Source organism: Streptomyces spectabilis, from assembly GCF_008704795.1.
Classification (GTDB): Bacteria; Actinomycetota; Actinomycetes; order Streptomycetales; family Streptomycetaceae; genus Streptomyces; species Streptomyces spectabilis.
In genome coordinates this window covers 6,527,378-6,553,726 of record NZ_CP023690.1, presented here as the reverse complement: position 1 = coordinate 6,553,726, position 26,349 = coordinate 6,527,378, and the positions used below count along the sequence as shown (strand labels likewise).

The following is a 26,349-nucleotide window of genomic DNA, read 5'->3' as shown; positions in this document are numbered from 1 at the left end:
CAGCCGCGACTGAGGCCGGACACGAGGCCGACCTTGCTCCTAGTCTGACAGTGGTGAGCTGTCCAGAGAGAGGCAAGGCCGATGTCTTCAGACGCTACCCCGGACCCGTACGCCGACCCGCTGCGCTTCGGGCAGCGCGTGCAAATTCTCCGCGAACGCCGTGGCATGACACGACACCAACTGGCCGACTTCGTGGGGGTCTCGCCGCACACCCTGAAGAAGATCGAGAACGGGCAGCAGAACGCGCCCGGCGTGGCGATGGTGATGCGCATCGCCGAGGCACTGCGGGTACGTGATCTCGCGGAGCTGACAGGTCACCCGGACATGCGCGTAGATCTCTTCATCGGCCCTGGCCACCCGCGTCTCGCCGCGGTGAAGGCCGCGGTCGACTCCTTCGCTCTCGCCTCCCGCACCGAGCCACCGCCCATGGCCCACGTGAAGGCCCGACTCCACGCCGCCTGGAAGGCGCGCCACCAGGCACCCAACCACCGCGAGGTCATCGGGAAGTTGCTGCCCGACCTCATCCGCGACAGCCAGGCGCTCTGCCGCCACGCGGACAGCGCGGTCGACAGGCGGGCAGCTCAGGTGCTGCTCGCCGATGCGTACGGCCTGTGCCAGTTCTTCGTCGCCTACCAGCCGGATCCGAGTCTCCTGTGGCGGGTCGCCGAACGAGGCATGACCGCCGCCCAGGAGTCGGAGGACCCGCACACGGTCGGGGTCGCCGCATGGCTGCTGGCGCAGGCGCATCGCGACAGCGGCCCGCGCCACTTCGACGCCGCCGACGCCGTCAACCTCGAAGCCGTCCGCTTCCTGGAGCCGCTCCTCCCGGACGCCTCCGACGACGTCCTGGCCATCGCCGGAGCCCTCCAGTTCGAACTCGGCTACACCGCGGCCCGACGACGGGACAACGGCACCGCTTGGCGGCACTGGGACAAGGCGAACGACATGGCGCAGCGGCTGCCGCGGGACTACTACCACCCCGTCACCAGTTTCAGCCGCGCCATCATGGGAGCGCACGCCGTCACTGTCGCCGTCGAGCTGCATCAGGGCGGAGAGTCCGTGCGCCAGGCGGCGAAGGCGGACGAGACCGTCATCAAGTCCCGGCCCCGCCGGGCCCGGCACAGGATCGAGGAAGCGCGCGGCTTCCACCTCGACGGCCAGCCGGACGTCGCCATCGCCACGCTGGAGAAGGCTCACCGCTCGGCCCCGGAGACGATCGCCTACAACGGCTACGCGCGCCGGATCATTCTCGAAGAGGTTGAGTCGAAGCAGTCGGAGCGACGGCGCCGGGCGTCGGAACTGGCTGTCGCGGTAGGCATCTTGGCGGCATGAGGAGGGGACCGGAATCCGGTCCTCGCCTCTCGTGTACTGCCCCTACCGTCGCCATCACACCTGATCAGCGACGATAGGGGCACATCGTGGACACCGAACTGCACAGGGCCGTATCGCAGTGGCTGGCGGAGGCCGACCCGAGGCCGGGCAAGGTGTGGGCGGAGTGGGAGAAGCACGGCGTCGCGCTCCTGCCCCTCGGCCGCCGATTCGACGCGATCCGTGTCACGGCCGAGCGCGTCCACGACGCGGTCGGCAGCGACGCGCCGCACACGGTGGCCACCGCCCTGGAAACCTGGCTGGACGGGCCGGTGATCCGGGACCTCCGCAGCAGCAGCGGCCCGTACTACGTCCTCGCCGCGCCGGGCGCCGACTGGGACGGCCCGGCCGAACGGCTCACCACCGGCACCTACCTAGGTGTCCCGCGCCCCGGCCACGCGACCGTGCTCTCCCGCTGGGTGGTGCTGCCGCAGCACCCCGGAGCCCTGTGCGACAGCCGCTACCTGCGCGCCTTGCTCGCGACGGCCACGCCCCTCAGGACAGTGGGCCGATGATGACCGCCACCGACCTCGACGGCTACGCGGACGACTACGAGTTCCCCGATCTGTACGGGGCCTACCGCGAGCACCTCGACCGCTGCCCCCGCATCCACCTCGGCGTCCTCACCGACTGCGTCGAGGGCGCGCGCCTGCGTGTCGCGTGGACCCAGGAGGACTGGCCCGGCCGCGGGGCCGGCGGGGTCTGGCGGGTGGGGGCGTGAGGGGCCGGGGCCTGGCTGCTGCCTGCGTCTGGGCGCCCGGGAGCGGGCCGGGAATCCGGCGCCGGGGTGGGCCCGCCCGCCACCCCCGCCGCCTGGGCATGGTGGGGGCGGGTGGGCGGGCCCGCCCCTGGCTGCGCGCAGCGCGGCGGCTTCGCGCAGCCGGGGATCCGCGCGGGGCTGGGGCATCGCAGGGCCCGGGAGCCGCGCAGGGGCTGACTGGGGTGGGCCCGGGCGCGCGCGGCGGGGCGCCCTCGCGGGGCCCGGGAGCGACCGCGGCACGCCACCGCCGCCGAACCAGGCCCCGGCGTCAGCCCCAGGCGAGCCCAGGGCCCCGGCGTCAGCCTGAGGCCAAGCCCGAGACGAGCCCCGCGCCCCGACCTCAGTCCGCCGCGAGTCCCGGGGGCAGGGTGTCCGGGAGCGGGCCCGTGTGGAGGAGGCCGAGGCGTTGGGTGGCTCGGGTCAGGGCGACGTACAGGTCGCTGACGTCTAAGCGGGACGGCTCGACCACGAACACCGTGTCGAATTCGAGGCCCTTGGCCTGCCGGGGATCGAGGAGGACGACGGGCCGGGTGAGGTCGGGCAGCTCCCCCGCGGTGACGCCGGGCAGCTTCACGGCAAGCTCCGCGTGGAGGTCACGGGGAGCGATGACCGCGAGCCGCCCCTCGCGGGGAGCGTCCGCGACGGCCTCCGCGACGGCGCCCGCCAGCGCACCGCAGGCCACGCGCCGGGCCCAGGGCTCCACGCCGGTGGCCCGTACCGACCGCGGCGGTTCGAAGTCGGGCCGCCCCGCCCTGCGGGGCACCTCCGCCGCGAGGGCCATGATCTCCGCGGGCGTCCGGTAGTTGACGCCGAGCCGCGCGAACTCCCACCGCTCCTCGACGTACGGCGCGAGGATGTCCGCCCAGGAGCCGACACCCCCGGCCTCCGCCGTCTGCGCGGGATCGCCGACGAGCGTCATGGACCGCGTCGGCGAGCGCCGCATGAGCAGCCGCCAGGCCATCGCGGACAGCTCCTGCGCCTCGTCGACGATGATGTGCCCGAACGCCCAGGTCCGGTCCGCGGCGGCCCGCTCGGCCGCACCGCGGTGGTCGGCCTCCTCGTGCCGCTCGGCCATCCGCTCGGCGTCCATGATGTCGTGCGCCAGGAGGACCTCGGCGTCCTCGTCGTCCTTGTCCTCGAACTCGTACGTACGCGACGCGTACGACACGTCCAGCACGCCCTGCGCGTACGCGACCTGCCGCTGCCGCTCCGCCTCCGCGCGGGCGAGCGCCGCGCTGTCGTCCTTGCCGAGCAGCTCGGCGGCCTCGTCGAGCAGCGGTACGTCGGCGGGCGTCCAGGCCGCGCCGGGGGCCCGGCGCACGGCGGCGGCGTCCGCGTCGGCCAGGTGCGCGGGCTCCTCCAGATAGTCGGTGACGAACCGCTGCGGGGTGAGCGCGGGCCACAGCTCCTCGATCGCCGCGTGCACCTCGGCGCTGGCCGCGATGCCCTTGCCGAGCTGGGCGATGTCGTCGGGCCCGAGGAAGTTGGGCCCGCCGTACGGGTCGTGGCCGATGCGCTCGGCGAGCTGCGCGGTGAGCGCGTCGATGACGTGGAAGGCGAACGTGGGCCGCGCGAGGTTGTGCGGCAGCTCGGTCTCGCGCGCCGCGGCCCGCGCCTCGTAGGCGATCTCCCAGTCCAGGACGAGGTCGCCGTCGTCGTGCTCGATGATCAGCGGGGCCCCGGGCTCGGGCAGTCGCTGCCGGTCCTCCAGGGCCCGCCGCAGCACGTCGGCCAGCTCGGCGCGGCCCTTGACCTCGGCTGCCGCGGGCGTGTCCCTGCCGGTCGCCGTGACCCCGGGGAACAGCTCGCCGAGCGAGGCGAGCAGCACCCCGGTCTCGCCGAGCGCGGGCAGCACGTCGCTGATGTAGCCGAGGAAGGCCGGGTTGGGCCCGACGATCAGGACGGCCCGCTTGGCGAGCAACTCCCGGTGCGCGTACAGCAGATACGCCGCGCGGTGCAGCGCGACGACGGTCTTGCCGGTGCCGGGGCCGCCCTCGACGACGAGGACCCCGCGGTGCGGGGCGCGGATGATGCGGTCCTGCTCGGCCTGGATGGTCTGCACGATGTCCTGCATGCGGCCGGTGCGCGCGGAGCCGAGGGCGGCGAGCAGCACCTCGTCGGCGTCGGCGCCCTCGTGCCCGGTGCGGGTCGCGTCGTCGAGGTCGAGGATCTCGTCGTGGAGAGCGGTGACCTCGCGGCCCCGGGTGGTGATGTGCCGCCGTCTGCGCAGCCCCATCGGGGTGTGCCCGGTGGCGAGGTAGAAGGGGCGCGCGACGTCCGCGCGCCAGTCGATGACGAGCGGCGTGCGCTCCGTGTCGGAGGCGCGGATGCCGATCCGCCCGATGTGGTGGTCGCGGCCGTCGCGGAACGCGAGCCGCCCGAAGCACAGCCCGTTCTCACTGGAGTCGAGCGCGGCGAGCAGCCCGGACCGCTCGGCCACCAGGACGTCGCGCTCCAGGCGCGCCTGGAGGCCGTTGCCGACCTGCTGGAGCGACGCGCTCACGGCGGACTCGGCCTCCTCGCGCAGCGCGTCGAGGCGCGCGTACAGCCCGGAGACGAATTGCTGCTCTTCCCGCAATTCCTCGGTTGACAATTCAGCCCCTCGCCAGATACAGTGCTGTCATAACGATTCCCGTACTACTCGTGCGCCCAAATGCGCAGAGCAATGCGAAAGAATCCACTATACGCAGAGAAAAGCCCCGGGCGTCAATGACACCGGGGCTTTTCTCATCTCCGACCGGGGCGGGGCCAAGGTTGGCCAAGGCCGGATGGCGGCGGGGCGAGGCCCAGGCCGGACGAGGGCCGGGGCGGGGACCGGGCGGCCGCGGGGGCTCAGAGCACGCCCGCCCCCTCCAGCTCGCCCAGCAGCTTCCGCTTCGCCCGCGCCCCGACGACCTGCCACACCGGCTCGCCGTCGCGGAACACCATCAGCGTCGGCGTGGAAAGCACGCCGTAAGCGACCGTCGTCTCCGGATTCCGGTCCACGTCGATCCGCACCACCTTCAGCCGCTCCGCCTCCTCCCGCGCGATATCGCCGAGCACCGGAGCCAGCTGCCGGCACGGCCCGCACCACTCCGCCGTGAACTGCACGAGCACCGGCCGCTCACCGCTCAGCACCTCGAATCCGAAATCCGCGTCCGTCACCTCGGCCAGACCCTCGGCCCGCACACCACTCATGTCCGTCCACCACCCCTTACGTCATCCACCACGTCGCTCGGTTCGCACAGCGAGTTCGCACAGCGGCTCCGGACCGCCCGGAGCGTCCGCGTCGGCGGCCAGTTCCACGAGCGCCCGCTCGGCCCGCTCCAGCTGCGCGCCGACCTGTGCCCGAACCGCGCCCAACTCCTCCATCAGGGCGTCGAGTTCGGCCAGCTTGCGGCGGTACACGGCCACCGACGCCGGACAGGAGTCACCGGCCGGATGCCCGGAGCGCAGACACTCCACGAACGGCCGGGTCTCCTCCAGGTCGAAGCCGAAGTCCTGAAGCGTCCTGATCTGCTCCAGGAGCCGGACGTCGCCCTCGTCGTAGGTGCGATGGCCGTGGCCGTCGCGCCGCGCGGGCAGCAGCCCGCGCGACTCGTAGTACCGCAGTGTCCGCGTGGTCGTCCCCACGCGTGACGCGAGTTCGCCGATGCGCATGCCGCGACCGTAACCCTTGACGTCGGCGTCAAGGCCAGCGCCGATCGGCGGCGGGCGCTCAGGGCTTGCGGACCGCCTCCACCGTCGCCGTCCAGTCGTCGGCGCCGTGGCCGAGGTCGATGGCGCGCCGGGCCACCGCATTGACGGCGCGCAGCACGGTGGCGTCGAGGCCGCGGCGCTCGGCGGTGTGCACGATGTGGTCGATGCCCGCCACCTCCATCGCCAGGTTCGCCTCCGCGCCGGGGTAGCTGCCGGAGTCGATCTCCGCCGCCATGCCGTCCACGATCGAGGTGACGAGACCGGCGTTCGCCTTGAGGAAGGGGGCGATCGCGGCGGCCGGGACGCCGTCCGCCGCCGCGAGCGCGAAGGCGTGCACGAGGCCGGACATCGCGGTCCAGAAGTAGTCGAGCAGCGACAGGTCGTAGACGGCGGCGAGGCCGTGGTCCTCACCGACGTACGTGGTGTGGCCGCCCAGCGCCTTGAGGGTCTGCTCGTGCTTGTCGTACGCGGCGCGCGGACCCGCGTGGAAGAGCAGCGCGTCCGGCGTGCCGATGACGGCCGTGGGCACCATGACCGACCCGTCCAGGTAGTCGACGCCCGCCGCGGCGGCCCACGCGGCGGCCTCGCGGGCGCGCTCCGGGGTGTCGGAGGTGAGGTTCACCAGGGTGCGCCCGGCGAGGTCTGCGGCGAGCGGTTCGAGGACGGCCGCCGAGGCGTCGTAGTCGACGACGCACACGACGACCAGGTCGCCCGCGCGCACCGCCTCGGCGGCGCTCGCCGCGCGGACGGCGCCCCGGGCGACGAGGTCCTCGCCCTTGCCCGCCGAGCGGTTCCAGACGGTGGTGGGGTGGCCTGCGCCGAGGAAGGCTCCGGCGAGGGCGCTGCCCATGGCGCCGAGGCCGATGACGGTGACGGGGGTCTTGGTGTTGTTGTCCTGAGGCATGCCCCCATGCTTGATCAGTACGCATGCCTCGACAAGTACCGACTATTTGGTCAGGTACTCACCGAGAGGTAAGTAAAGGCGGTGGGTCGGGGCGGGCCCCGGCACCCGCGTCACCGCAGCGGGCGGTACGACGCCTCGGTGAAGAAGCCCCCGCCGTTGTCCCCGAGGCGCCCCGGACCCGGCAGACGGCGCGGCAGACCGCCGGGCCCGCCGTCGTCGCCGTCGTCATCGCCGCCGTCATCGTCGTCGTCCCCGAACTCGTCGCCGTACCCGTCGTCGTCCTCGTCGTCGTCCTCGTCGTCGCCCGGTACGCCGAGCAGGCGCCGCGTCAACAGGTCGCGGTCCGAGAGGAGTTCGTCCAGGGCGGCGCGGACATCGGCCGCCTCCGTGGCCGCGTCGCGTTCGGCGGCGATGAGGACCGCGCGCCGGACGAGCTCCTTGGTGAAGGACGCCGTGGTGCCCTCCGTGCGTACGACGACCTCCTCCGCGAGCTCGTCGTCGAGGCCGAGCCCGCCGCCGTACAGGGCGAGGAGCCGACGGCGGCCGTCCGCGTCGGGCAGCGGGATCTCCACCGCGAGGTCCACGCGGCCGGGGCGCTGCACGAGCGCGGGCTCGAGCAGGTCGGCGCGGTTGGTGGTGAGCAGGAAGGCCACGTCGGCGTCGTCGCCGAGGCCGTCCATCTCGTTCAGGACCTGGAAGAGCAGGGGCTGTTCGCCGTCGCTGTAGTCCCGGGCCTCGGCGACGAGGTCGCAGTCCTCCAGGACGACCAGGGCGGGCTGGAGCATGCGGGCGAGCGCGCAGGCCGGGCCGATCGCGCTGATCGTGACGCCGGAGAGCAGGACGACGGTGAAGTCCGGCATGCCGGAGAGCAGATACCGGATGGTGTGGGTCTTGCCGGTGCCGGGCGGCCCGTACAGGAGCAGGCCGCGCCGCAGGTGCTGGCCCGCGGCGCGCAGCCGCTCGCGCTGCCGGGCCACGCCCACGACGTGCCGCTCCACGCGGTCCAGGAGCCCGTCGGGAAGGACGATGCCCTCGCGGTCCAGGTCCGGGCGGCGATGGAAGCGGAACGGGCCGAGCCCTTCGCTGAAGTCGCCGCCCTCGAAGGACAGGACCTGGCCGCGCAGGACGTTGTGCTCGCGGATCAGCGCGTCGACCCCGGCGAGCAGCCGCTTCGCGGTGTCGCGGTCCGCGGCGAGGACTTCGAGCTGGACCTTCTCGTTGTGGTACTCGTCGTTCGGGCCGCGCAGAAGCACGACGTAGCGCTCCTCGCGGCCGTCCTCGGTGCGCTCGGCACCCAGGTAGAACCCGAAGGACACACAGGCGAGTTCGGTGTCCGGGGAGACCGGCAGGTGCGCGTAGTCGACCGCGCCGATCACGAACCGGTCGTAGCGGCTCGCGGATTCGAGGATCTCGGAGAGCGTGTAGTGCCCGCGGTGGTCGGCGCCGGTCATGCCGATCAGCTCGTACGAGCGCGAGTCTGCGGCGAACCAGCGCTCAAGGGCCAGGTGCACGTTCGGGTGGTCGTAGGGCGCGTAGGCGGCCTTCACGACCGGGGCCTGGCCGGGTTCGGTGCCGAGGTGCTCGCGCAGGCGCGCGGTGAGGTCGCGCTCGCCGCTCCGCTCGTCCCGGGGGCGGCGCGCCACGGCCTCGACGAACTGCGTGAAGAGGCCGCCGACCCGCTCCAGCTCGGCCTGCTCGCTCCCCGGAGTGCCCTCGTCGCCGGGGCCGCTGGAGACGATCAGCGTGGTCATGGGTGAACTCCCCCGTCGTACCGCGGCCGCTGGTCGGGCGGCCCGAGGACTCTCAGCGTGGCGGGGCCCGTTCGCCGCCGTCAACGGCATTTCAGGGGGCGGGGGCGCGGGGGTTGCGCACCAGCCAGGCGTGCAGCTCGCTGTGGCGGAACTGGTAGTCGCCGCCGACGATGCGGAGCAGGCCCGCGTGGTAGGCCCAGGTGGTGAAGGCGTCGGTGTGGAGCGGGATGCGGCCCAGGCAGACCGCGACCAGCCCCACCAGCAGAATGGCGAGCAGCAGAGCCGCGCTCGCCGCGACCCACACCATGGCCACGCCGACCACCCCGGCCAATCCGAGCAACTCCTCCCCCACCACGCCCAGGATGAACGGGATGAGCACCATCCTGAGCCACGTGGGCAGGCGCATCACTCGCCGCACGCGCCCCACGCCCCGCCAGGTCCGCTCGGCGGAGCCCGCGCCGAGGAACAGACAGCCCAGCACGTAGAAGGCGATGAGCCCGGCTCCGACGCCGCCCCAGAACCCGCCGCCGGGCCCTGCTGTTCCGGGCCATGCCGCCACCAGGTACATGCCGAACCCCACCGCGAAGGAAAAGCCCGTGGCGCCGGTCCAGCCCACCAGGAGAACGCCGAAACCCCAGATCGCGGCGTAGGCGATCACGCGCCCCGGCAAGCTCTCGGCCTCCGGCGTCAGGGCCCCGAGCAACCAGCCGATCGGGGGCGTCAGCAAGCACCCGAGGAGGCTGGGGACGTCCTTGTGAGCGACCGTGGACTCGCTGGCCGCGATCCCCACGCAGCAGCTGAAGCCGACGACGGCGCCCACTCCGTACAACGCGTGCTCCGGGGCCCACTCCAGCCAGCCCGCGACGCGGCTCGTGGCCCCCAGGACGAGCATGCCCGGCAGCAGGAGGGTCCAGGAAGCGATCTCTGCCCACTGTGCGGCGGCCCGGCCCAGCCGACTCCTCAGGCTCGCGCGGACGCCGCGCACCTCGTCCGTCGGCGTGAAGGCCATCTCGTCGGACACCGCCATCACGAACAGGGCCCCGGCGAGCGCCCCCACCACCGCGGCCACAGCCACGGACACCACGACACCGTGCTCGTGATCCCACCAGCGGGCGGGGAAGAGCCTTTGCACGGCCTGACCCCACATAAGCGCCGCCCCGACCAGCAGCGCCATGACCACACCCCCGAGCACGCGCGCCCTGGTCACCCCGAGGGCCTGGCCGAGCGACGACAGCCTCCCCTCCTCCCCCGCCATGTGGTGCAACCACTGATGCACACGCGCGGGCTCGTACTCCCCCTGACGGCCCCAGGGCGACTCCGTCGCGACGACGCGCCGCCGCGCCTGCCGCGCCGCCGCGTTCGCGGCCCGCGTCGCCGCCGGGATGTAGTGGGCCAGGAGGTGCTCCCGGACCTCGTCCGCCGTTCCGAGGTCCGTCGGCGGCTGGGCCTGGCCCCGCCCCGCCTCCCCGTACACCGCGTACGCGAGCCCCAGGTAGAACGGCGAGCTGAGCGCCTGGGCCACGGCCTCGCCCGCGCCCTCGAGCAGCGCGTCCAGCGGCGAGCCCCGGCCGTCGGACCGGGACTCGACGTAGCGGCGGGCCTCGTCGGCCTCGACGCCCGCGATCCGCAGCAGCGCCGACTGCCGCAGCCAGGCGTAGCGTTCGGACAGCTCCGCGTACCGCTGCTCGCGGCAGGTCAGGACGACGGGCGCGCTGCCGTCCACGGACTCGTAGGCGTTCAGCTCGTCGAGGGCCTGCTGCGCCCGGCTCGGCGCATCCCCTTCGACCTCCGTGTCCATCTCGTCGAGCCCGTCCAGTACGGGGATGACGAGGCGCCGCGCGACGAGGTCCGCGGCGGTGCGCTCCCGCAGCCGGTACACCTTGACCAGGCTGTTCGTCAGCCAGCGTTCGAAGCCGCCCACCGTGCGCCAGCGGCCCCACCAGCGCCGGTGGGTGCGGGGCGCGGGCAGGTCCCCGATGGCGAGCCGCACGGGCACCGGGTCCGCGGGCCCGCGCGCGGCGAGCAGCCGGACGACCAGGTGCACGGCGAAGACCGTCTTCCCGCCGCCGGGCGCCCCGGTGACGACGAGGCGGCCCGGCGCGGCGCAGTACCAGGCCGCCACGTCGGAGAGCCGCTGCGGTCCCGGCGGTTCGGTGCCGCCCTGCCGGGGGGTGACCTCGACGCGCAGGTCGATCAGGTGCGCGCCGTTGCCGAGCATGTGCGCGCGCTCGGCGACCTCGATCTCCTCGACGGTCGCGGCGAGCCCGTCGAGCGCGACGGCCCGGGCGTCCGTCGCCTGCTGCAGGCGCAGCGCGCTGAGGCTGACGGCGGCGCCGACGAGGACGCCGAGAATGCCGACGGGCAGCCCCAACACCCCTGACACGTCCTGGGGTTGGAGCCCGCCGCGGGACACGGACCAGCCTGCCCAGAGGCACCCGGCGACCAGGACCACCACGCCGCCGCCGAGCATCCAGCGGACACCCGCGGGCCCCGGCCTTCCCGTTTCCATGGGTCAGCATCATGGCAAGGAGCTGATCGCCGGGCCACCGGTTCGACGAGGTCGCGCGGCCGACGGCGTCAGGCCTGTGACACGGGTTCCTTCCGCGCGTCGGGAGCGGGCGCGGCGGCGGTGCGGGCGGGCTCCGCGGGCGTCCGGCCCTTCCTCGGCAGGAGGACCGCCACGATCAGCGTGCCGACGCCGAGGACGACCGCGCCGACCAGGCTGGTGTGGGCCACCGCGTCGGAGAACGAGGTGCCCACGGCGTGCTTCATCTGCTCGGCGCCCTGGGCGAGTTCGGCGGCCTGGGCCTTCAGTTCGGCGGCCTTCCGCGGGGAGTCGGCGCCCGCGGCCTGCTCGGCGAGGCGCTGGGCCTGCTGTCCGATCGCCTGGGCGACGCCGCCGCCCGCGCCGACGGAGTCCTGGGCCTGCTCCAGGGCGGACGCCGGGAGCTTGCTGCCCGCCGTCTCGTCGGCGAGGCCGTCGGCGTACGAGGTGCCGAGGACCGAGCCGAGGACGGCGATGCCGAGGGAGCCGCCCAGTTCGAGCGAGGTGTCGTTGACGGCGCCGCCGACGCCGAGCTCCGACTCCGGGAAGGCGCCCATGATCGCGTCCGTGCAGGGCGAGACCGCGAGGCCCATCGACAGGCCGAGGACGACGAGGGGCAGCACGAAGTCCCCGTACGACGACGTCGCGTCGACGGCCGTGAGCAGGGCCAGGGCGGTGGTGCCGCCGACCATGCCCGCGGTGACCATCACCTTCGCGCCGAGCCTCGGCGTGAGGAAGCCGGTGAGCGCGGAGCCGACGAACACCGCGCCCGCGAGCGGCAGCATGCGCACGCCCGTCTCCAGCGGGTCGTACTCCAGGACGAACTGGAGGTGCTGGGTGAGGAAGTAGAAGGCGCCGAAGGCGGCCACGAAGAAGAGGGACACCGCCAGGTTGGAGCCGGAGAAGCCGCGCTGCGCGAACTTGCGGACGTCCAGGACGGGGCGCGGATGGCGCAGCTCCCAGACGACGAAGACGACGAGTCCGACGGCGGCGACCACGGCGGCCGTGACGGCGCTCGCGCCCCACCCGAAGCCGGGCCCCTCGATGATCATGTAGATGAGCGCGCCGATCCAGACGACGGAAAGGAGCCCGCCCACGTAGTCGATGCGCCCGGCCGACGAGGACTTCGACGGCGGCACGAAGACGAACGCGCCGACGATCGCGACGGCCGCCACGGGGACGTCGATGAGGAACGTCGACGCCCAGCCGTGGTCCTCCAGGAGCAGGCCCGCGATGAGCGGCCCCGCGGCGATCGCGATGCCGGAGGTGGCCGCCCACAGCGTGATCGCCTTCGCCCGCTCCTCGCGCGGGAACGTCGCCGCGAGCAGCGAGAGCGTCGCGGGCATGATCATTGCCGCGCCGACCCCCATCACGCCGCGCGCCACGATGACGGCCGTGGAGGTGTCGGCGAGCGCCCCCGCCGCCGCGCCCGCGCTGAGCACGAGCAGCCCGAGCACGAGTGCGCCGCGCCGGCTGTACTTGTCGCCGATCGCGCCGAACAGCAGCATCAGGGCGGCGTACGGGACCGTGTACGCGTCGATGACCCATTGCAGGTCGGAGCTGCTGAGGTCGAGGTCGCGGGTCATGTCGGGCGCCGCCACCGTCAGCGCGGTGTTCGCCATGACGGCGATCAGCAGGCTCAGGCACAGCACGAGCAGTGCCCACCAGCGGCGGGCGTAGGGCCGGTCCATCCGCTCCACCGGCTCATTGATCGTCAAAGGCATCGGGGTCACCCCTCGGGGTACGTCGGGCGCAGGAACTTGCACATCACTGTGTAATTGCACGTCGCTGTGCAATGTAGCTCACAGGCAGCCGTCTTGCACAGCGATGTGCAAGTACATGGATCGGCGGCACAATGGCGCCATGAGCCGTACGAAGCCGACGCCGTCGGGCACCGTGAACGCCGCCACGGCCCGCGCGGACGCCAACCGCCGCCGCATCCTCGACGTCGCCCACACCGAGCTGACCCGGGACCCGGACGCGTCCATGGACCAGATCGCCCGGGGCGCCGGGGTGGTGCGCCGCACGGTCTACGGCCACTTCCCGAGCCGCGACGCCCTGGTCACCGCCCTCCTCGACGAGGCCGTCGAAGCGGTGATGGCCGCGCACTCCGCCGCCTACGCCGACGCCGAGGAGCCGACGCGCGCCATCGCCGCCGCGATGCTCGGCGTCTGGCGCGTCACCGACCGCTACCGCCTGCTGCTCTCCCTGGCCCAGCGCGCCGTCACCATGGACGGCATCCGCGAACGCCTCGCCCCCATGAACGAGGCGGGCGTCGTGATGTTCCAACGCGCCCTGGACGAGGGCAGGTTCACCACACAGGTGCCGCCGCGCGCCCTGGTCTACGTCCTCGAAAGCATCGTCTTCGGCCTCATGGAGGCGGTGAACGACGGCATCCTCGACACGGAGGAGGCGGGCCGCGCGGCCGCCACCACCTTCCTGACCGCGGCAGGCCTCCCCCTCCCGGAGGCAACGGCCCTGGTGAACGAGGTGGCTTCGACGCAGGCCGACTGATCCATGCCGCCGTCCCCGTCCCCCGGGGACGCGTCAGGGGCGGCCGAGGGCTCGGACGGTCCATCCCGCTTCGCTCCAGCGGTGGGCGTCCAAGGTGCCGCGACCGTCGATGACCGTGGAGCTCACGGCGCGGCCGGTGAGCCGCTGGGGATCGATGCGGGAGTAATGCGGCCATTCGGTCAGGTGCAACAGCAGGTCGGCATCCTGGACGGCGTCGACCGGGTCCTCGGCGTAGTCGAGTTCGGGATGAAGCTTGCGCGCGTTGTCGAGGGCTTCGGGGTCGGTGACGGTGACAGTGGCGCCGAGGTCGTGGAGGACCTGGGCGACGGCGAGGGCGGGCGAGTCGCGGATGTCGTCGGTCTCGGGTTTGAAGGCCGCGCCCCACATCGTGATCCGCTTGCCTCGCAAGTCGGTGCCGAGCTCTTCGCGGGCGAGGTCGACGACACGTCGGCGGCGACGGGCGTTGACTGCGGCGGCTTCGCGGAGGATGCCGACGGCTGCGGCAGCGTCGAGTTCGTCGGCGCGGGCGATGAAGCCCGCGAGGTCCTTGGGCAGGCAGCCGCCGCCGAAGCCGAGGCCGGGCCGCATGCCGCGGGGACCGATGCGGATGTCGTGTCCGAGGATGTCGGCGAGCTGGGCGACGTCAGCGCCGGAGGCTTCGCAGACCTCAGCCATCGCGTTGATGAAGGAGATCTTCGTGGCTAGGAAGGAGTTCGCGGCGCCCTTGGCGAGCTCGGCGGTGGCCCAGTCGGTGGTGATCGTCGGCGTTCCCGCTTCGATGATCTCGCTGTAGCACTGCCGCAGCACGGTCTCGGCCCAGGAGTGCTCGGCGGGGAAGCCGAGGACGAGCCGGTCGGGGCGGAGAGTGTCCTCGACGGCGCACGACTCGCGCAGGAACTCCGGGTTCCAGGCGACCTCGACCGCGTCTCCGGCGGGTGCGTACGCGTGCAGCAGGTCGCGGACGCGCGGAGCGGTGCCGACCGGGACGGTGGACTTGACGGCGACCACCGCCGGGGCTGTGAGCCGGGGGGCGAGCCGGCGAACGGCTGTGAAGAGCTGGGTGAGGTCGTAGCCGGCGCCGTCGGGCCGCTGCGGGGTGCCGACAGCGATGAAGTGCAGGTCGGCGAACTCGGCAGCTTCCGCGCAGGAGGCGGTGAACGTCAGGCGTCCGCTGGCGGTGTGCTCGGCCAGGAGGCCGTCGAGGTCGCGTTCGTGGAAGGGGGCCCTGCCGGAGTTGAGGATCGCGACCTTGTCCAGGTCGGCTTCCACGCCCAGTACTTCGTGGCCGAGTTCGGCCATGCAGGCCGCGTGGGTGGCGCCGAGGTAGCCGCAGCCGATCACGGTGAGCTTCACAGAGGTGTCCTTCTGGTGGGGCCGCCCCCGGACGACCCCACCAGAGGCAGAGTCAGGCGGGCTCAGCGGCCGTATGGCGGTGGATCGCGTCCCTGATGAACGGGGGGATGGTGAGGATGTCGAGGTGCTCGGGGGCGAAGAACTGGAGCTTGACGCCTTCGGCCAGCGGCAACTGCCTCTCGTCGCCGTCCCAGTGGGCGGCGAAGACGGTGAGGGTCTGGCCGGAGCCGTGCTCGTCACGGATCTCGAAGAGCTCGGTCAGCTCCTCGGCAGCCAGGCCGGCTTCCTCGTCCAGTTCGCGGACGATCGTCTCGGCCGGGCTCTCGCCCGGGTCGGTCCCGCCGCCCAGCAGGCTCCAGTGGTGGGGCCAGGCGATGTGCGGCAGGTCGTCGCGCAGATGGAGGAGGAGTTCGCCACGGCGGTTGGTGATGATCGCGACCGCTCCGCGGGCGGTGGACGGCTCCGGGGCCGGGGTGATGTCTTGGTGCATCCGGTCACCGTAGTGAGGCAGTTGATGATCACGCGGCGTCCCTCACCGCTCGGTCCGCAATCCAGGCCGCTGCCATAAGGGCCTGCGTCCGGGTGCGGTCGAAGCGGCCCCCGCGCTTGAGCCCGGCCTCCAGCAGCGGCCTCAGCGAGAGGGGAGCCTCGACCAGCGCGGTGTGGATCCGCGCGTCTGCCCAAGCCGCGAGGGGGCCGGTCAGCCAGGCCGGGACGGGGCTGGCGAAGCCGAGCTTGTCCCGGCTGTCCCAGACCTCCCGCGGCAGGCCGAGGGCCTTCGCCACATCCCGCAGGATCCGCTTGCCCTGCGCGGGATGGCGGATCTTGTACTGCTCCGGAAGGCGATAGGACAGCTCCACCACGTCGCGGGCCAGGTAGGGGGACCTGCGTTCGAGGGCGTGGGCGGAGGCGAGCTTGTCGCTGGTCAGCACCAGCGGCCGCCAGGCCGTCGCCAGATCGGCCAGCGTGAGGGCGCGGGTCAGGTCCCCGCCCGCCCCGTCCATGGCCGTGGTGATCAGGTCGCGGACGCGGCCGTCGGGGTCGGGGCCGCGCAGGACGAGCCGGGTCAGGGCCTCGGCCGGCTCCAGGTCCTGACCGGCGGTGTGCGTGAGCTTGGCCGCGAGCGGTCGGTAGGCATCCATCCCGGCCCCCAGAACCGCATCAGCGCCGAAGAGGACCAGGGCATGGCGGACGTAGCCCATCAAGAACTCGTCCGGTCCGAGCCCGCCGGTGACCACCCGAAGGCCGAGACCGGCGATCTTCCGGTAGGCCATGTACTCGGAGAACGTGGACGCGTTTCCCATCGGGTAGTCCAGCGCGCGCGTCATGTGGGGCAGGGCGGTGGCGAAGTCGGTCGGGCCGGGTTCGACCACCACCAGTTCGGCGCCGACGTCCCGCGCGATCATCGCGGCGGTCCGCGACTCGTCCAGGCGGTCCTGGCCCGGGTAGCGGATGGTGACGCAGACCGGCGGCCGCATCAGGTGGGCCAGCACGGCCGAGTCGAGGCCGCCCGAAAGGAGCAGCGCGAAGTCGCCGGCCGGAGCCCTGAGCGGGATCTGTTCGAACAGCAGGGTGGAGAGGGTCGCCAGGGCCTGTTGGTAGGTGCCCTCGAAGGGCTCGCAGCCGGACAGGGACCACCAGGTGGTCTGCGTCAAGGAGCCGGTGGCGACATCGAACGTCAGCAGCGCCGCGGGGGCCAGCAGTTGAACGCCCTGGAACGGAGTGTCGACACCGGTCGGCGTCTCGACCCCCAGCATCTCCGGGCGCAGCACCAGCGGGGCCGGTCCGTAGCCGGTCAGAGTGGTGACCTCGGAGGCGAAGGCCAGGCGACCGCCGTCCAGTCGCCAGTAGAGCGGCTTCTCCCCCAGCCGGTCCCGCGCGAGGAACAGCTTCCCGGCGCGGGGGTCGTGGACGGCCAGGGCGAACATGCCGTCCAGCGCCTCCAGGCAGGACGGGCCGATCTTCATCCAGGCCCGCAGCAGCACGTGCGCATCGCTGTCGCAGTCGTCAAGGCGGATGCCCCAGGCCTTGGCCTGCTGCCGGTAGTTGTAGATCTCCCCGTTGAAGGCCAGCAGCACCCCGGACGCGTGGTCGAGGTAGGGGCCGGGTGTCGCCTGCGGGTTGGCGATCAGCAGCGTGTTCATGGACAGCACCGCCCGCCTGTCCCGGCCGACGGCGTGCAGGGTGCCGTCCGGACCGCGGTGGGCCTGCGAGGCGCCCATGGCCTCGACGGTCAGGGCATGCCGGGCGGCATCGGCTCCGGCCAGGCCCGCGATTCCACACATGTCTGGGTCACTCCCGGTGGCGTGGTGGTGCCGTGGCGGCCGCCACCGAAGAGTGATCCGTCCGGCGGCGGCCCGGACCCTCATCACAACTGCCCGCAGCGAACGGAGGGAGGCTCGCAAGGGGGGCTCACAACTCGCGAAGCGGTCCTCATGGGCCCATCAGGCAATACCCTCGATGACCCAACGTGTGGAGTGCGTACGGCTCTTCGTGCACGCCGCCTGTGCGAGTCGGCGCCTTCCCGGAAACCGGCAAGGGGTGAGGTCGTGGCATCGACCGTCCGCCGGGCCCGTCCGCCCAACATGGACCTGGCCCGGCTCATCGAGGCCTCCGGCGCGAGCCACAAGTCCCTGGCTCTGCGCATCAACCAGCTCGCCCACGCCGCCGGGATGGCGAGCGACTACTCACACACGTCCGTGGCGAACTGGTGCCGTCGCGGCATGACCCCGAAATGGCCGGTCCCCCGCCTGCTGGCGCAGGCCATCGCGGAGAGGCTGGGACGGCCCGTCACCCTGGCGGACATCGGCATGGGCGAGCCGACGGCGATCGACGCGGATGTGGGGTTGGATTTCCCCAGGGACCCCGCCGGCGCCGTGCGCGCCGCCACCACGTTCTGGAGATCCGTGAACCGCCGCGACTTCATGGCCGGATCCGGCTTCGCCGCCTCCGCCTTCGCCACCCCCGTCACCCGCTGGCTCATCACCCCCGCCGACGACAGTGCCGAGCGCCGCGGGAGCCACCGGGTCGGCCGGGCCGACCTGGACGAGCTGCGGGAAGCCGCCGACGACGCCCGCCGCTGGGACTCCCGCTACGGCGGCGGGAACTGGAAGGCCAGCTCGGTCACCGCCTGCCTCGACCACCGCGCGGGCCCGCTGCTGCAAGGCGACTTCAGCGACGAGGTCGGCCGTGAACTGTTCTCCGTGACCGCCGAACTGTCCCGCCTGGCCGGGTGGACCGCCTTCGACATCGGCGAACACAGCGAAGCCCAGCGGCACTTCATCCAGGCCCTCAGCCTCGCCCGCGCGGGCGGTGACGTACAGCTGGGCTGCTACGTGCTCACCACCATGGCCCTGCAGGCGCTCATGCGCGGCTTCACCTCCGAAGCCATCGACATGGCCCAGGGCGCCTTCAGCCGGGCCAGGGACCGGGCCGCCCCCAGAGTGCTGGCGTTCACCAAGCTCATCGAAGCCCGTGCGCACGCCCGCGAGAACGACGCGCGGGCCGCCTCCCGAGCCCTGGCCTCCTCCGAGGACCTCCTCGACCGAGCGCGTCAGGACAGCGGCGACGAGCCCGGATGGATCGACTTCTACCACCACGCGCGGTTGTCCGCGGACGCCTCCGAGGTCTTCCGCGACCTGAACAACCCCAAAGCGGCCCTGGCCTGGAACCAGCGGGCCGCCGCGATGCAGCCGGGGGTGTTCACCCGCTCCGTCGGCATGCGGCTCGCCATCGTCGGAACCGCCCACCTCCAAGCCCGCGACCTTGACCACGGCCTCCGGCTCGGTCACCGGTCCGTCGACATCCTCGCCCGCGTCCAGTCCAGCAGGGCCAAGGACTACGTCCGCGAGTTCAACACCGCCCTCACCCCCTGGCGCCGCGAGCCGGCCGTGCGCGAGTTCGCCCAGCGGACCCGCAGGGAGCTCGGCGTCACCGCCTGATCCGTGCTCAACCCGTCCCGGGCAGCAGTGCGCGGACCGTCTTTCCCTGGCCCTGGCGCGGGAACCAGCCCACGTCCTGGGCCAGTTCGCGTACGACGAGCAGGCCCCGGCCGCCCTCCCCCGTGACCGCCGGGGCTCCCGCCCCGAAGCCCGGGAACTCCCCCACCGGGTCCGACACGTCGACGACCAGGCATCCGCCCTCCGCCACGGCGAGCCGCAGCCACAGGCAGTGCCCCGCGACGCGCCCGTGCCGGGCAGCGTTGGCGACCAGCTCGGACACGACGAGCACGGCGTCGTCGACGTCCCCGCCCCACCGCCACGCCGCGAGCCGCCCCCGCGCGCCCTGCCGGGCGAGGCCCGCGGCCGCGGGGGTCATGGGGTAGGAGGTGGCCCAGGCCCGCACGAGCCGGACCGAGGGTGGGGGTGCCGTGGGGTTCGTCATGGGTCCACGCTCCCCGCCTTGCGCGTTCGACTTCAATCGAAAGCCGACTGATTAATCAGCAGGCTGCGAATTGGACTATGCCCAGTTCTGCACAAGCGGCTGCGCGCTGCGCGTATGCGCTGCCACACTCGGCACGCAAAGCCAAGTCACACGTACGACAGCACACAGGTGGTGCACATGGCAGCGAAGCGCGGGCGCACCGTTCAGCGGCTGGAACTCGGACTTCAACTGAGGCAGTTGCGCGAGAACTGTGGGCTCGGAGACCGAGGGGGTGGCTTCACCCGACGGCAAGCGGCCCAGGGGCTGCGCATCTCCGAGGCATCCCTGCAACGCATCGAGAACGGCGATCTGAACTTCCGCAATGTGGGCGACCTGCGCAAGCTCCTCGGCAAGTACGGGGTCACCGACGAGGACGTCATCGAGGCGCTGATCAGCCTCAACCGCGAGTCGTCCCGCCAGGATTGGCTGACCCAGTACCGCGGGCTCATGCCCGCCGGAATGCCTGGCTTTGTCGGCCTGGAACCCGAGGCCCGCAGCATGAAGGCGTACCATCCCACGCTCGTCTACGGCCTCTTGCAGACGGAAGACTACGCACGGGCCATTCACGAGGTGGAGAAGCCTATCGAGGAGACCACCTCCGAACTCATCCGAAGCAGTGTGGCGTTGCGGATGAAGCGTCAGGAGATCCTTACGCGAGAGAACCCCGTACGGCTCCACGTCATCCTCGGCGAAGCCGCCCTGCGCTACCCGGTCGGAGGCACCGACGTCATGAGCGAGCAGTACGCGAAAATCGCTGAGCTCGCGGCTTGGAGCCATGTCACGATTCAAGTGCTGCCGTTCCGAACGGGCTATCGATCCGCGAGCGACTTCGCACTCCTTCACCTCGGCGAACAGCTGCCTCCCCGAGTACAGATCGACAACGCGTGGGGCGCCGTCTCCACCTCGGACAAGCCGCGCGAGGTGGATCGCTTCACCCGTCGGTTCGACGCCATGGTTGCCTCGGCCTTGCCGCCGGAGGACACCGCCCACTTCGTGCACCAACTAGACAGAGAGCTGTAGGCCGATGACCACGCACCACAGGAGCACCTGGTTCAAGTCGTCGTACAGCGGCGGCACCGGCAACAACTGCATAGAGGTCGCCGACCTCACCCCCCAGCCCAGCGGCAGCGGCGCCGTCGGCATACGCGACTCCAAGAACCCCGAAGGCCCCGCCCTGCTCCTCGGGCTTCCCGCCTGGAGGGCCTTTCTGGCCGGGGTCGCTCAGGACGGCGGCAGCCAGCGGTAGACCAGTTCCGGGCGGCCCACCTGGCCGTACTGGGGGCTGCGGGCCGCCCGGCCCGTGTCGACCAGGTGTTCCAGATAGCGGCGGGCCGTGATCCGGGAGAGGCCCGTGAGGTCGGCGGCGGCCGCGGCGGTGAGGCCGTCGGGCGGGGCGTCCCTGAGGGTGCGGGTGACCCGTTCGAGGGTGGGGCCGCTGAGGCCCTTGGGCAGGGTGGCGGGCGCCGGGGCGCGCAGGGTCGCGAGGGCGCGGTCCACCTCGTCCTGCCCGGTCGCCTCGCCCGCCGCGCTGCGGAACTCGGCGTAGCGCGTGAGCCGGTCGCGGAGCGTGGCGAAGGTGAACGGCTTCAGGACGTACTGGATGACGCCGAGGGAGACGCCTTCGCGGACGACGGTCAGGTCGCGGGCGGAGGTGACCGCGATGACGTCCGCCTTGTGCCCGGCGGCGCGCAGACTGCGGGCCAGGGCGAGACCGTGGCCGTCGGGGAGGTTCAGGTCCAGGAGGATCAGGTCGACGGGCCCGCGGTCGAGCGCGCGGCGCGCCTCCGCCGCGGTGTGGGCGGTCGCGGTCGCCTCGAAGCCGGGCACCCGGTTGACGTACAGGACGTGGGCGTCCGCCGCGACGGGGTCGTCCTCGACGACGAGGACGCGGATCGGCTCTGGCGCGGTCATCTCTGGGCCCCTTCTCGGTGCCCGGCGGCTGCGCGGGGCGCGGTGGTGGCGGGCGGGGGCGTGAGCGGCAGCGTGGCGGTGAACTCCGCGCCGCCCGCCGGGGGTTCGGCCACGGTCAGTGTCCCGCCGTTGCGCACGGCCGCCTGGTGGGCCAGGGAGAGGCCGAGGCCGCGGCCGTCGGGCGACTTGGTGGACCAGCCCCGGGTGAAGATGGCCTCGCGGTGGACCTCGGGGACGCCGGGCCCGGTGTCCGTGACGCGCAGCAGCAGGGAGTCGGGGCGGGCGAGGACGGCCACGGTGACGTGGGCGGACGGGGAGCCCTGGGCCGCGTCGACGGCGTTGTCGATGAGGTTGCCGAGGATGGTGACGAGGTCGCGCGACGCGAGCGCGCTCGGCAGCTCGCCGTCGTCGACGCTGGTGTCGTCCGAGACGACCAGCTCGACGCCGCGCTCGTTGGCCTGGGCCGCCTTGCCGAGGAGCAGGGCCGCGAGCACCGGTTCGTTGACGGCCGCGACGACCTGGTCGGTGAGGGCCTGGGCCAGCTCCAGCTCGGCCGTGGCGAACTCCACCGCCTCGTCGGCGCGGCCCAGTTCGATCAGGGACACCACGGTGTGCAGCCGGTTGGCGGCCTCGTGGGCCTGGGAGCGCAGGGCGCGGGTGAAGCCGCGCTCGGAGTTCAGCTCGCCGGTGAGGGCCTGGAGCTCGGTGTGGTCGCGGAGGGTGACCACGGTGCCCTTGCGGTCGCCGCCGGAGACCGGCGAGGTGTTCACGACGAGGACCCGGTCCGCCGTCAGGTGCACCTCGTCCACGCGCGGCGCCGCGTCGAGCAGCGCGCCGGTCAGCGGCGCGGGCAGGCCGAGGTCTGTGACGTACGCGCCGACGACGCCCTCGTCCGCGCCGAGCAGCTCGCGGGCCGCGTCGTTGATCAGGGCCACGCGCCGCCGTCCGTCGAGCATGAGCAGGCCCTCGCGCACGGCGTGCAGCGCGGCCTCGTGGTAGTCGTGCATGCGGCTCAGCTCGGCCGCGTTCATGCCGTGGGTGCTGCGGCGGAGGCGCGCGTTGATGACGTACGTGCCGACCGCGCCGAGCACCAGGGCCGCCGCCGCGACGCCGAGGAGCGCCACGAGCTGGCCGCGCGCCTTCGCGGTGATCTCGTCGATGGTGATGCCCGCGCTGACCAGGCCGACGATCCGGCCGCCGTCGTGGATGGGCGTGACCACGCGCACGGAGGGGCCGAGCGTGCCCGTGTACGTCTCCGTGAACGTCTGGCCGCGCAGCGCCTCCGCCCGGTGGCCGAGGAAGCGCTGCCCGATGCGGGCCGGGTCGGGGTGGGTCCAGCGGATGCCGCGCCTGTCCATGATCGTGACGAAGGCGACGCCGGTGTCCCGCTGCACCCGGGACGCGTACGGCTGGAGCGCGCGGGACGGGTCGTCCCCGCGGATCGCCGCGCGCACCGACGGCGAGTCCGCGACCGCGCGCGCCGCCGCCGTGGCCTGGCGGCGGGCCGCCTCCTCCGCCTGGTGCCGGTCGCTGAGGTACGTGAACAGGGCGCAGCCCGCGACCACGACCGCCACCAGGACCACCTGCATGGCGAAGAGCTGACCGGCGAGGCTGCGCGGGGCGCGCGGAGCCCGCGGTCGGCGGGGCGCTCGGGAGGCCTGGGACATGGTGCAAGTCTGCATCGCCGTACGCGCCTGACCTAAAGGAACATCGGCGACGGCCCCCGGCGGCTCCCAGCGCTCCGGCGCGCGAACTCAATGAACGCAAGGGTGACCGCCCTCACACCCCGGGAGATAGTCACCCGGAATCGCCAGGACGTGAGCCGCACGACTCGCGAGGACGCAGAGGTCGTAGTCGCCCAAGGAGGCAACCGTGGCAGATGACAGAACGGCGGCGGGCGCCGCCGGGACCGGAGCGGGGCCGTACGCCGCGGGGCCGGACACCCCGCCCGCGCCCCCCGCGAAGCGGGACCGCACCCACTACCTCTACATCGCCGTCATCGGGGCCGTGCTCATCGGCATCGCGGTCGGCTTCATCGCGCCGGACTTCGCCAAGGAGCTCAAGCCCCTCGGTACCGGCTTCGTGAACCTGATCAAGATGATGATCTCGCCGATCATCTTCTGCACGATCGTGCTCGGCGTGGGCTCGGTCCGGCAGGCCGCGAAGGTCGGCAAGGTCGGCGGGCTCGCCCTCGCCTACTTCGTCGCGATGTCGGTGGTGGCCCTGGCCATCGGCCTGGTCGTCGGCAACATCCTGCACCCCGGCTCCGGCATGGACCTCACCACGTCGGACAAGGCCGCGGGCCACGACGCGGCCGACGAGGCGGACAAGGGCCTCGTCGACTTCGCGCTCGGCATCATCCCGAAGACGATGGTCTCCGCCTTCACCCAGGGCGAGGTCCTCCAGACCCTGCTCGTGGCACTCCTCGTCGGCTTCGCGCTCCAGGCCATGGGCCGCACGGGCGAGCCGATCCTCCGCGGGGTGGGGCACATCCAGAAGCTGGTCTTCCGCATCCTCGGCATGATCATGTGGGCCGCGCCCATCGGCGCGTTCGGCGCGATGGCCGCCGTCATCGGCGAGACCGGCACGGACGCGCTCAAGGCCCTTGCCACCATCATGATCGGCTTCTACGTCACCTGCGCGCTCTTCATCCTGCTCGTGCTTGGCACGCTGCTGCGCCTGGTCACCGGGGTCAACCTCTTCAAGCTGCTGAGGTATCTGGGCCGGGAGTTCCTGCTCATCCTCTCCACCTCGTCGTCGGAGTCCGCGCTGCCGCGGCTCATCGCGAAGATGGAGCACCTGGGCGTGAGCCGCCCCGTCGTCGGCATCACCGTGCCGACCGGGTACTCCTTCAACCTCGACGGCACGATGATCTACCTGACCATGGCCTCGCTCTTCATCGCCGACGCGATGGACCAGCCGCTGGGCGTGGGCGAGCAGATCTCCCTGCTCCTCTTCATGATGATCGCCTCCAAGGGCGCGGCGGGCGTCTCCGGCTCCGGCATCGCGGTCCTCGCCAGCGGCCTGCAGTCCCACAAGCCCGCGCTCGTCGACGGCGTCGGCCTCATCATCGGCGTCGACCGCTTCATGAGCGAGGCCCGCGCGCTGACCAACTTCGCGGGCAACGCGGTGGCCACGCTCCTCATCGGCACGTGGACGAAGGAGGTCGACCGGGAGCGGGTCGCCCTCGTGCTCGACGGCGAGCTGCCCTTCGACGAGCGCACGCTGGTCGACGACGAACACGGGGCGCCTCCGGCGGCGGAGGCCGTGCCCGAGCAGGTGCCGCTGGAGAAGGCCCCGGTGAAGGCCTAGGCCCTCGCGGCGGTGCCCCCCAGGTGATGCGCGCCGGCCCTCGGACCCCCGCGGTCCGGGGGCCGGCGATACGACTTCAGAGGAGCTGACCACCCTCATGCGTACTGCTCTCCCGGACCGAGTGCTCGGCGTCTGCGGCCACTGGACCACCGCCCCGATACCCGTGGGCGAGGTGCGGTGCCGGGGCGGCGGCTGGTGCACGCAGTACGTGTGCCCGGACTGCGTGCACACCTCCCACTACCGCCTCGGCCCGCAGTGGGACGACCTCCCGGCCCGGCTGCACCGCTGAGCGCGCGGCGGGCCCGCCACGCCCCTGCAAGGGCATTGACCTTGCTTCCAGCAAGCGCTTACGTTCACCGGGCAGCGGCCGCGCGCGGCAGGCAGCGCGGCCGCGCCGGACCGTAGGAGGTCGTGCCCGTGCGCCCCACCGCTTCCGCCCCTCTCCTCCTCGCGACCGTACTCGCCGCCGGCGCCCTCACCGCGTGCGGCGGCGGCTCCGGCGACGACCCGGACACCGTGAAGGTGTCGTACAAGCAGTCCATGGACAACCAGATCCAGGTGATGGACGACTACCTGGAGGCCATGAAGAAGCAGTTCGAGAAGGCGCATCCGGGCAAGAAGGTGAAGCTGGTGCCGATCAAGGCGCCGGACGCCGAGTACTACACGAAGGTGCAGCAGATGCTGCGCTCCCCGAAGACCGCGCCGGACCTCGTCTACGAGGACACCTTCCTCATCAACTCCGACATCACCAGCGGGTACTTGAAGCCGCTCGACCCGTATCTGGAGAAGTGGAAGGAGTGGCCGAAGTTCATCGACACGGCCAAGGCCGCGGCGCGGGCGGAGGACGGCAGGACGTACGGCGTGCCGGACGGGACGGACACCCGCGGCCTGTGGTTCAGCAGGGACGTCTTCAAGAAGGCGGGCCTGCCGCAGGATTGGCAGCCGAAGAACTGGGCCGAGGTCCTGGACGCGGCCCGCACCGTCAAGGAGAAGGTGCCCGGTGTCGTGCCGCTGAACGTGTACACCGGCAAGCCCGGCGGCGAGACCTCCGCCATGCAGGGCCTGGAGATGCTCCTGTACGGCACGGGCAAGGACCCGGTGTACGACCCGAAGGCCAAGAAGTGGGTCGTGGGCAGCAAGGGCTTCAAGGACGCGCTCAGGTTCGTCGAGACCGTCTACAAGGAGAAGCTCGGCCCGGACGTCGAGGACGCGCTCGATCCGAACATGGCCACGCGCGTGCGCGGCGAGTTCCTGCCCAAGGGCAAGCTCGCCATCAACCTCGACGGCTCCTGGCTGCCGCAGGACTGGCTGAAGGGCTCGGGGCACGAATGGCCCGACTGGTCCAAGGAGTTGGGCCTCGCGGCCATGCCCACGCAGCACGGCCAGGCCCCGGGCAAGGTCAGCATGTCCGGCGGCTGGACCTGGGCGATCCCGGCGAAGGCGGGCAACCCCGACCTGGCGTTCGAGTTCATCGAGACGATGCAGACGAAAGAGAACGCCAAGAGGTGGTACATCGCCAACTCCGGGATCTCCGTGCGCGAGGACGTCGCCGAGGACCCGGAGTACGTGAAGGCCCAGCCCGGCATCCGCTTCTTCACCGACCTGGTGGCCGCCACCCACTACCGGCCCGCCTACCCCGCGTACCCGAAGGTCTCCACCGCGATGCAGGAGGCCATGGAGAAGGTCACCACGCGTGACGACTCCGTGGACGGCGCGGCGAGCGGCTACGACGACGAGGTCAGGTCGGCCACGGACGGCAAGGTGATCGAGAGGTGACTGCCCCGGCGGCTGCCCCGGCGCCGGCGCCGCGCCGCAAGCGCCTGGTCCGCTC

General features: G+C 72.4%; 23 protein-coding genes. 10 read left to right on the top strand and 13 right to left on the bottom strand.

The genetic code is table 11. The features are described from left to right. Window positions 1-81: 81 nt before the first annotated feature. The 3 genes from CP982_RS28915 (at window position 82) to CP982_RS28905 (ending at window position 2,089) form a co-directional block, all read left to right on the top strand. Window positions 82-1,332 (top strand): helix-turn-helix domain-containing protein, encoded by a 1,251-nt coding sequence (locus CP982_RS28915; protein ID WP_150513150.1) that lies wholly within the window; start codon window positions 82-84, stop codon window positions 1,330-1,332. Between the two features lie 86 nt (window positions 1,333-1,418). Beyond that, window positions 1,419-1,883, top strand: coding sequence for a hypothetical protein (locus tag CP982_RS28910; protein WP_150513149.1), 465 nt, complete (start codon window positions 1,419-1,421; stop codon window positions 1,881-1,883). Then, entirely contained in the window at window positions 1,880-2,089 is a 210-nt protein-coding gene (locus tag CP982_RS28905; protein WP_150513148.1) for a hypothetical protein, read from the top strand. The genes CP982_RS28910 and CP982_RS28905 overlap by 4 nt, the downstream gene beginning before the upstream one ends. A gap of 379 nt (window positions 2,090-2,468) precedes the next feature. Here the strand turns inward: CP982_RS28905 and CP982_RS28900 are convergent, their stop codons facing one another. The 7 genes from CP982_RS28900 to CP982_RS28870 all read right to left on the bottom strand — a co-directional run bounded on the left by CP982_RS28900 (window position 2,469) and on the right by CP982_RS28870 (window position 12,730). Continuing rightward, window positions 2,469-4,721 carry a HelD family protein gene (locus CP982_RS28900; RefSeq protein ID WP_150513147.1) on the bottom strand — a complete coding sequence of 751 codons (2,253 nt, stop codon included), beginning with the start codon at window positions 4,719-4,721 and terminating at the stop codon, window positions 2,469-2,471. Window positions 4,722-4,960: 239 nt separating this feature from the next. After that, window positions 4,961-5,305, bottom strand: coding sequence for a thioredoxin (trxA, locus tag CP982_RS28895; RefSeq protein WP_150513146.1), 345 nt, complete (start codon window positions 5,303-5,305; stop codon window positions 4,961-4,963). 21 nt (window positions 5,306-5,326) lie between these two features. Further along, window positions 5,327-5,767: a MerR family transcriptional regulator gene (locus tag CP982_RS28890; RefSeq protein WP_150513145.1), complete on the bottom strand. Its 441-nt coding sequence runs from the start codon at window positions 5,765-5,767 to the stop codon at window positions 5,327-5,329. Between the two features lie 58 nt (window positions 5,768-5,825). After that, window positions 5,826-6,710: an NAD(P)-dependent oxidoreductase gene (locus CP982_RS28885; protein WP_150513144.1), complete on the bottom strand. Its 885-nt coding sequence runs from the start codon at window positions 6,708-6,710 to the stop codon at window positions 5,826-5,828. Between the two features lie 110 nt (window positions 6,711-6,820). Further along, entirely contained in the window at window positions 6,821-8,461 is a 1,641-nt protein-coding gene (locus CP982_RS28880) for an AAA family ATPase (protein ID WP_150513143.1), read from the bottom strand. Between the two features lie 91 nt (window positions 8,462-8,552). Further along, a complete protein-coding gene (locus CP982_RS28875; protein ID WP_150513142.1) occupies window positions 8,553-10,970 on the bottom strand; it encodes an NACHT domain-containing protein in 2,418 nt (805 codons plus the stop codon). Between the two features lie 68 nt (window positions 10,971-11,038). Continuing rightward, window positions 11,039-12,730: an MFS transporter gene (locus CP982_RS28870; RefSeq protein ID WP_150513141.1), complete on the bottom strand. Its 1,692-nt coding sequence runs from the start codon at window positions 12,728-12,730 to the stop codon at window positions 11,039-11,041. A 139-nt stretch (window positions 12,731-12,869) separates the two neighbouring features. Here CP982_RS28870 and CP982_RS28865 point away from each other — a divergent pair, with 139 nt between their 5' ends. Next, window positions 12,870-13,520 (top strand): TetR/AcrR family transcriptional regulator, encoded by a 651-nt coding sequence (locus tag CP982_RS28865; protein WP_150513140.1) that lies wholly within the window; start codon window positions 12,870-12,872, stop codon window positions 13,518-13,520. 33 nt (window positions 13,521-13,553) lie between these two features. On the opposite strand, the gene CP982_RS28860 is transcribed toward CP982_RS28865, so the two are convergent. From CP982_RS28860 to CP982_RS28850, 3 genes are read right to left on the bottom strand one after another with little or no spacing between them, the layout of a single operon-like run. After that, a complete protein-coding gene (locus CP982_RS28860) occupies window positions 13,554-14,873 on the bottom strand; it encodes a UDP-glucose dehydrogenase family protein (RefSeq protein ID WP_150513139.1) in 1,320 nt (439 codons plus the stop codon). A gap of 52 nt (window positions 14,874-14,925) precedes the next feature. Continuing rightward, a complete protein-coding gene (locus tag CP982_RS28855) occupies window positions 14,926-15,363 on the bottom strand; it encodes an NUDIX domain-containing protein (protein ID WP_150513138.1) in 438 nt (145 codons plus the stop codon). 28 nt (window positions 15,364-15,391) lie between these two features. Then, window positions 15,392-17,158, bottom strand: a complete 1,767-nt coding sequence (locus tag CP982_RS28850; RefSeq protein WP_170316502.1) for an asparagine synthetase B family protein — start codon at window positions 17,156-17,158, stop codon at window positions 15,392-15,394. A gap of 264 nt (window positions 17,159-17,422) precedes the next feature. Between CP982_RS28850 and CP982_RS28845 the strand changes: the two genes are divergently transcribed. Beyond that, window positions 17,423-18,814, top strand: coding sequence for an NsdA family TPR-like regulatory protein (locus CP982_RS28845; protein ID WP_150513136.1), 1,392 nt, complete (start codon window positions 17,423-17,425; stop codon window positions 18,812-18,814). Window positions 18,815-18,821: 7 nt separating this feature from the next. Here the strand turns inward: CP982_RS28845 and CP982_RS28840 are convergent, their stop codons facing one another. Beyond that, window positions 18,822-19,256, bottom strand: coding sequence for an ATP-binding protein (locus tag CP982_RS28840; protein WP_229878473.1), 435 nt, complete (start codon window positions 19,254-19,256; stop codon window positions 18,822-18,824). Between the two features lie 177 nt (window positions 19,257-19,433). On the opposite strand from CP982_RS28840, the gene CP982_RS28835 reads away from it, so the two are divergent. Both CP982_RS28835 and CP982_RS28830 read left to right on the top strand, forming a co-directional pair. Beyond that, window positions 19,434-20,315: a helix-turn-helix domain-containing protein gene (locus CP982_RS28835; protein WP_150513135.1), complete on the top strand. Its 882-nt coding sequence runs from the start codon at window positions 19,434-19,436 to the stop codon at window positions 20,313-20,315. A 4-nt stretch (window positions 20,316-20,319) separates the two neighbouring features. Further along, window positions 20,320-20,541: a DUF397 domain-containing protein gene (locus CP982_RS28830; protein WP_150513134.1), complete on the top strand. Its 222-nt coding sequence runs from the start codon at window positions 20,320-20,322 to the stop codon at window positions 20,539-20,541. Here CP982_RS28830 and CP982_RS28825 read toward each other — a convergent pair. Both CP982_RS28825 and CP982_RS28820 read right to left on the bottom strand, forming a co-directional pair. After that, on the bottom strand, window positions 20,517-21,206 hold the full coding sequence (locus CP982_RS28825; RefSeq protein ID WP_150513133.1) for a response regulator: 690 nt from the start codon (window positions 21,204-21,206) through the stop codon (window positions 20,517-20,519). The two genes, CP982_RS28830 and CP982_RS28825, sit on opposite strands and share 25 nt — an antisense overlap. Next, on the bottom strand, window positions 21,203-22,873 hold the full coding sequence (locus tag CP982_RS28820) for a sensor histidine kinase (RefSeq protein WP_150513132.1): 1,671 nt from the start codon (window positions 22,871-22,873) through the stop codon (window positions 21,203-21,205). The genes CP982_RS28825 and CP982_RS28820 overlap by 4 nt, the downstream gene beginning before the upstream one ends. A 322-nt stretch (window positions 22,874-23,195) precedes the next feature. Between CP982_RS28820 and CP982_RS28815 the strand changes: the two genes are divergently transcribed. The 3 genes from CP982_RS28815 to CP982_RS28805 all read left to right on the top strand — a co-directional run bounded on the left by CP982_RS28815 (window position 23,196) and on the right by CP982_RS28805 (window position 26,294). Beyond that, window positions 23,196-24,518, top strand: a complete 1,323-nt coding sequence (locus CP982_RS28815) for a cation:dicarboxylate symporter family transporter (protein WP_150515759.1) — start codon at window positions 23,196-23,198, stop codon at window positions 24,516-24,518. A gap of 97 nt (window positions 24,519-24,615) precedes the next feature. Further along, window positions 24,616-24,807, top strand: a complete 192-nt coding sequence (locus CP982_RS28810) for a hypothetical protein (RefSeq protein ID WP_150513131.1) — start codon at window positions 24,616-24,618, stop codon at window positions 24,805-24,807. Window positions 24,808-24,929: 122 nt separating this feature from the next. Continuing rightward, window positions 24,930-26,294: an extracellular solute-binding protein gene (locus CP982_RS28805; RefSeq protein ID WP_150513130.1), complete on the top strand. Its 1,365-nt coding sequence runs from the start codon at window positions 24,930-24,932 to the stop codon at window positions 26,292-26,294. Window positions 26,295-26,349: the final 55 nt, after the last annotated feature.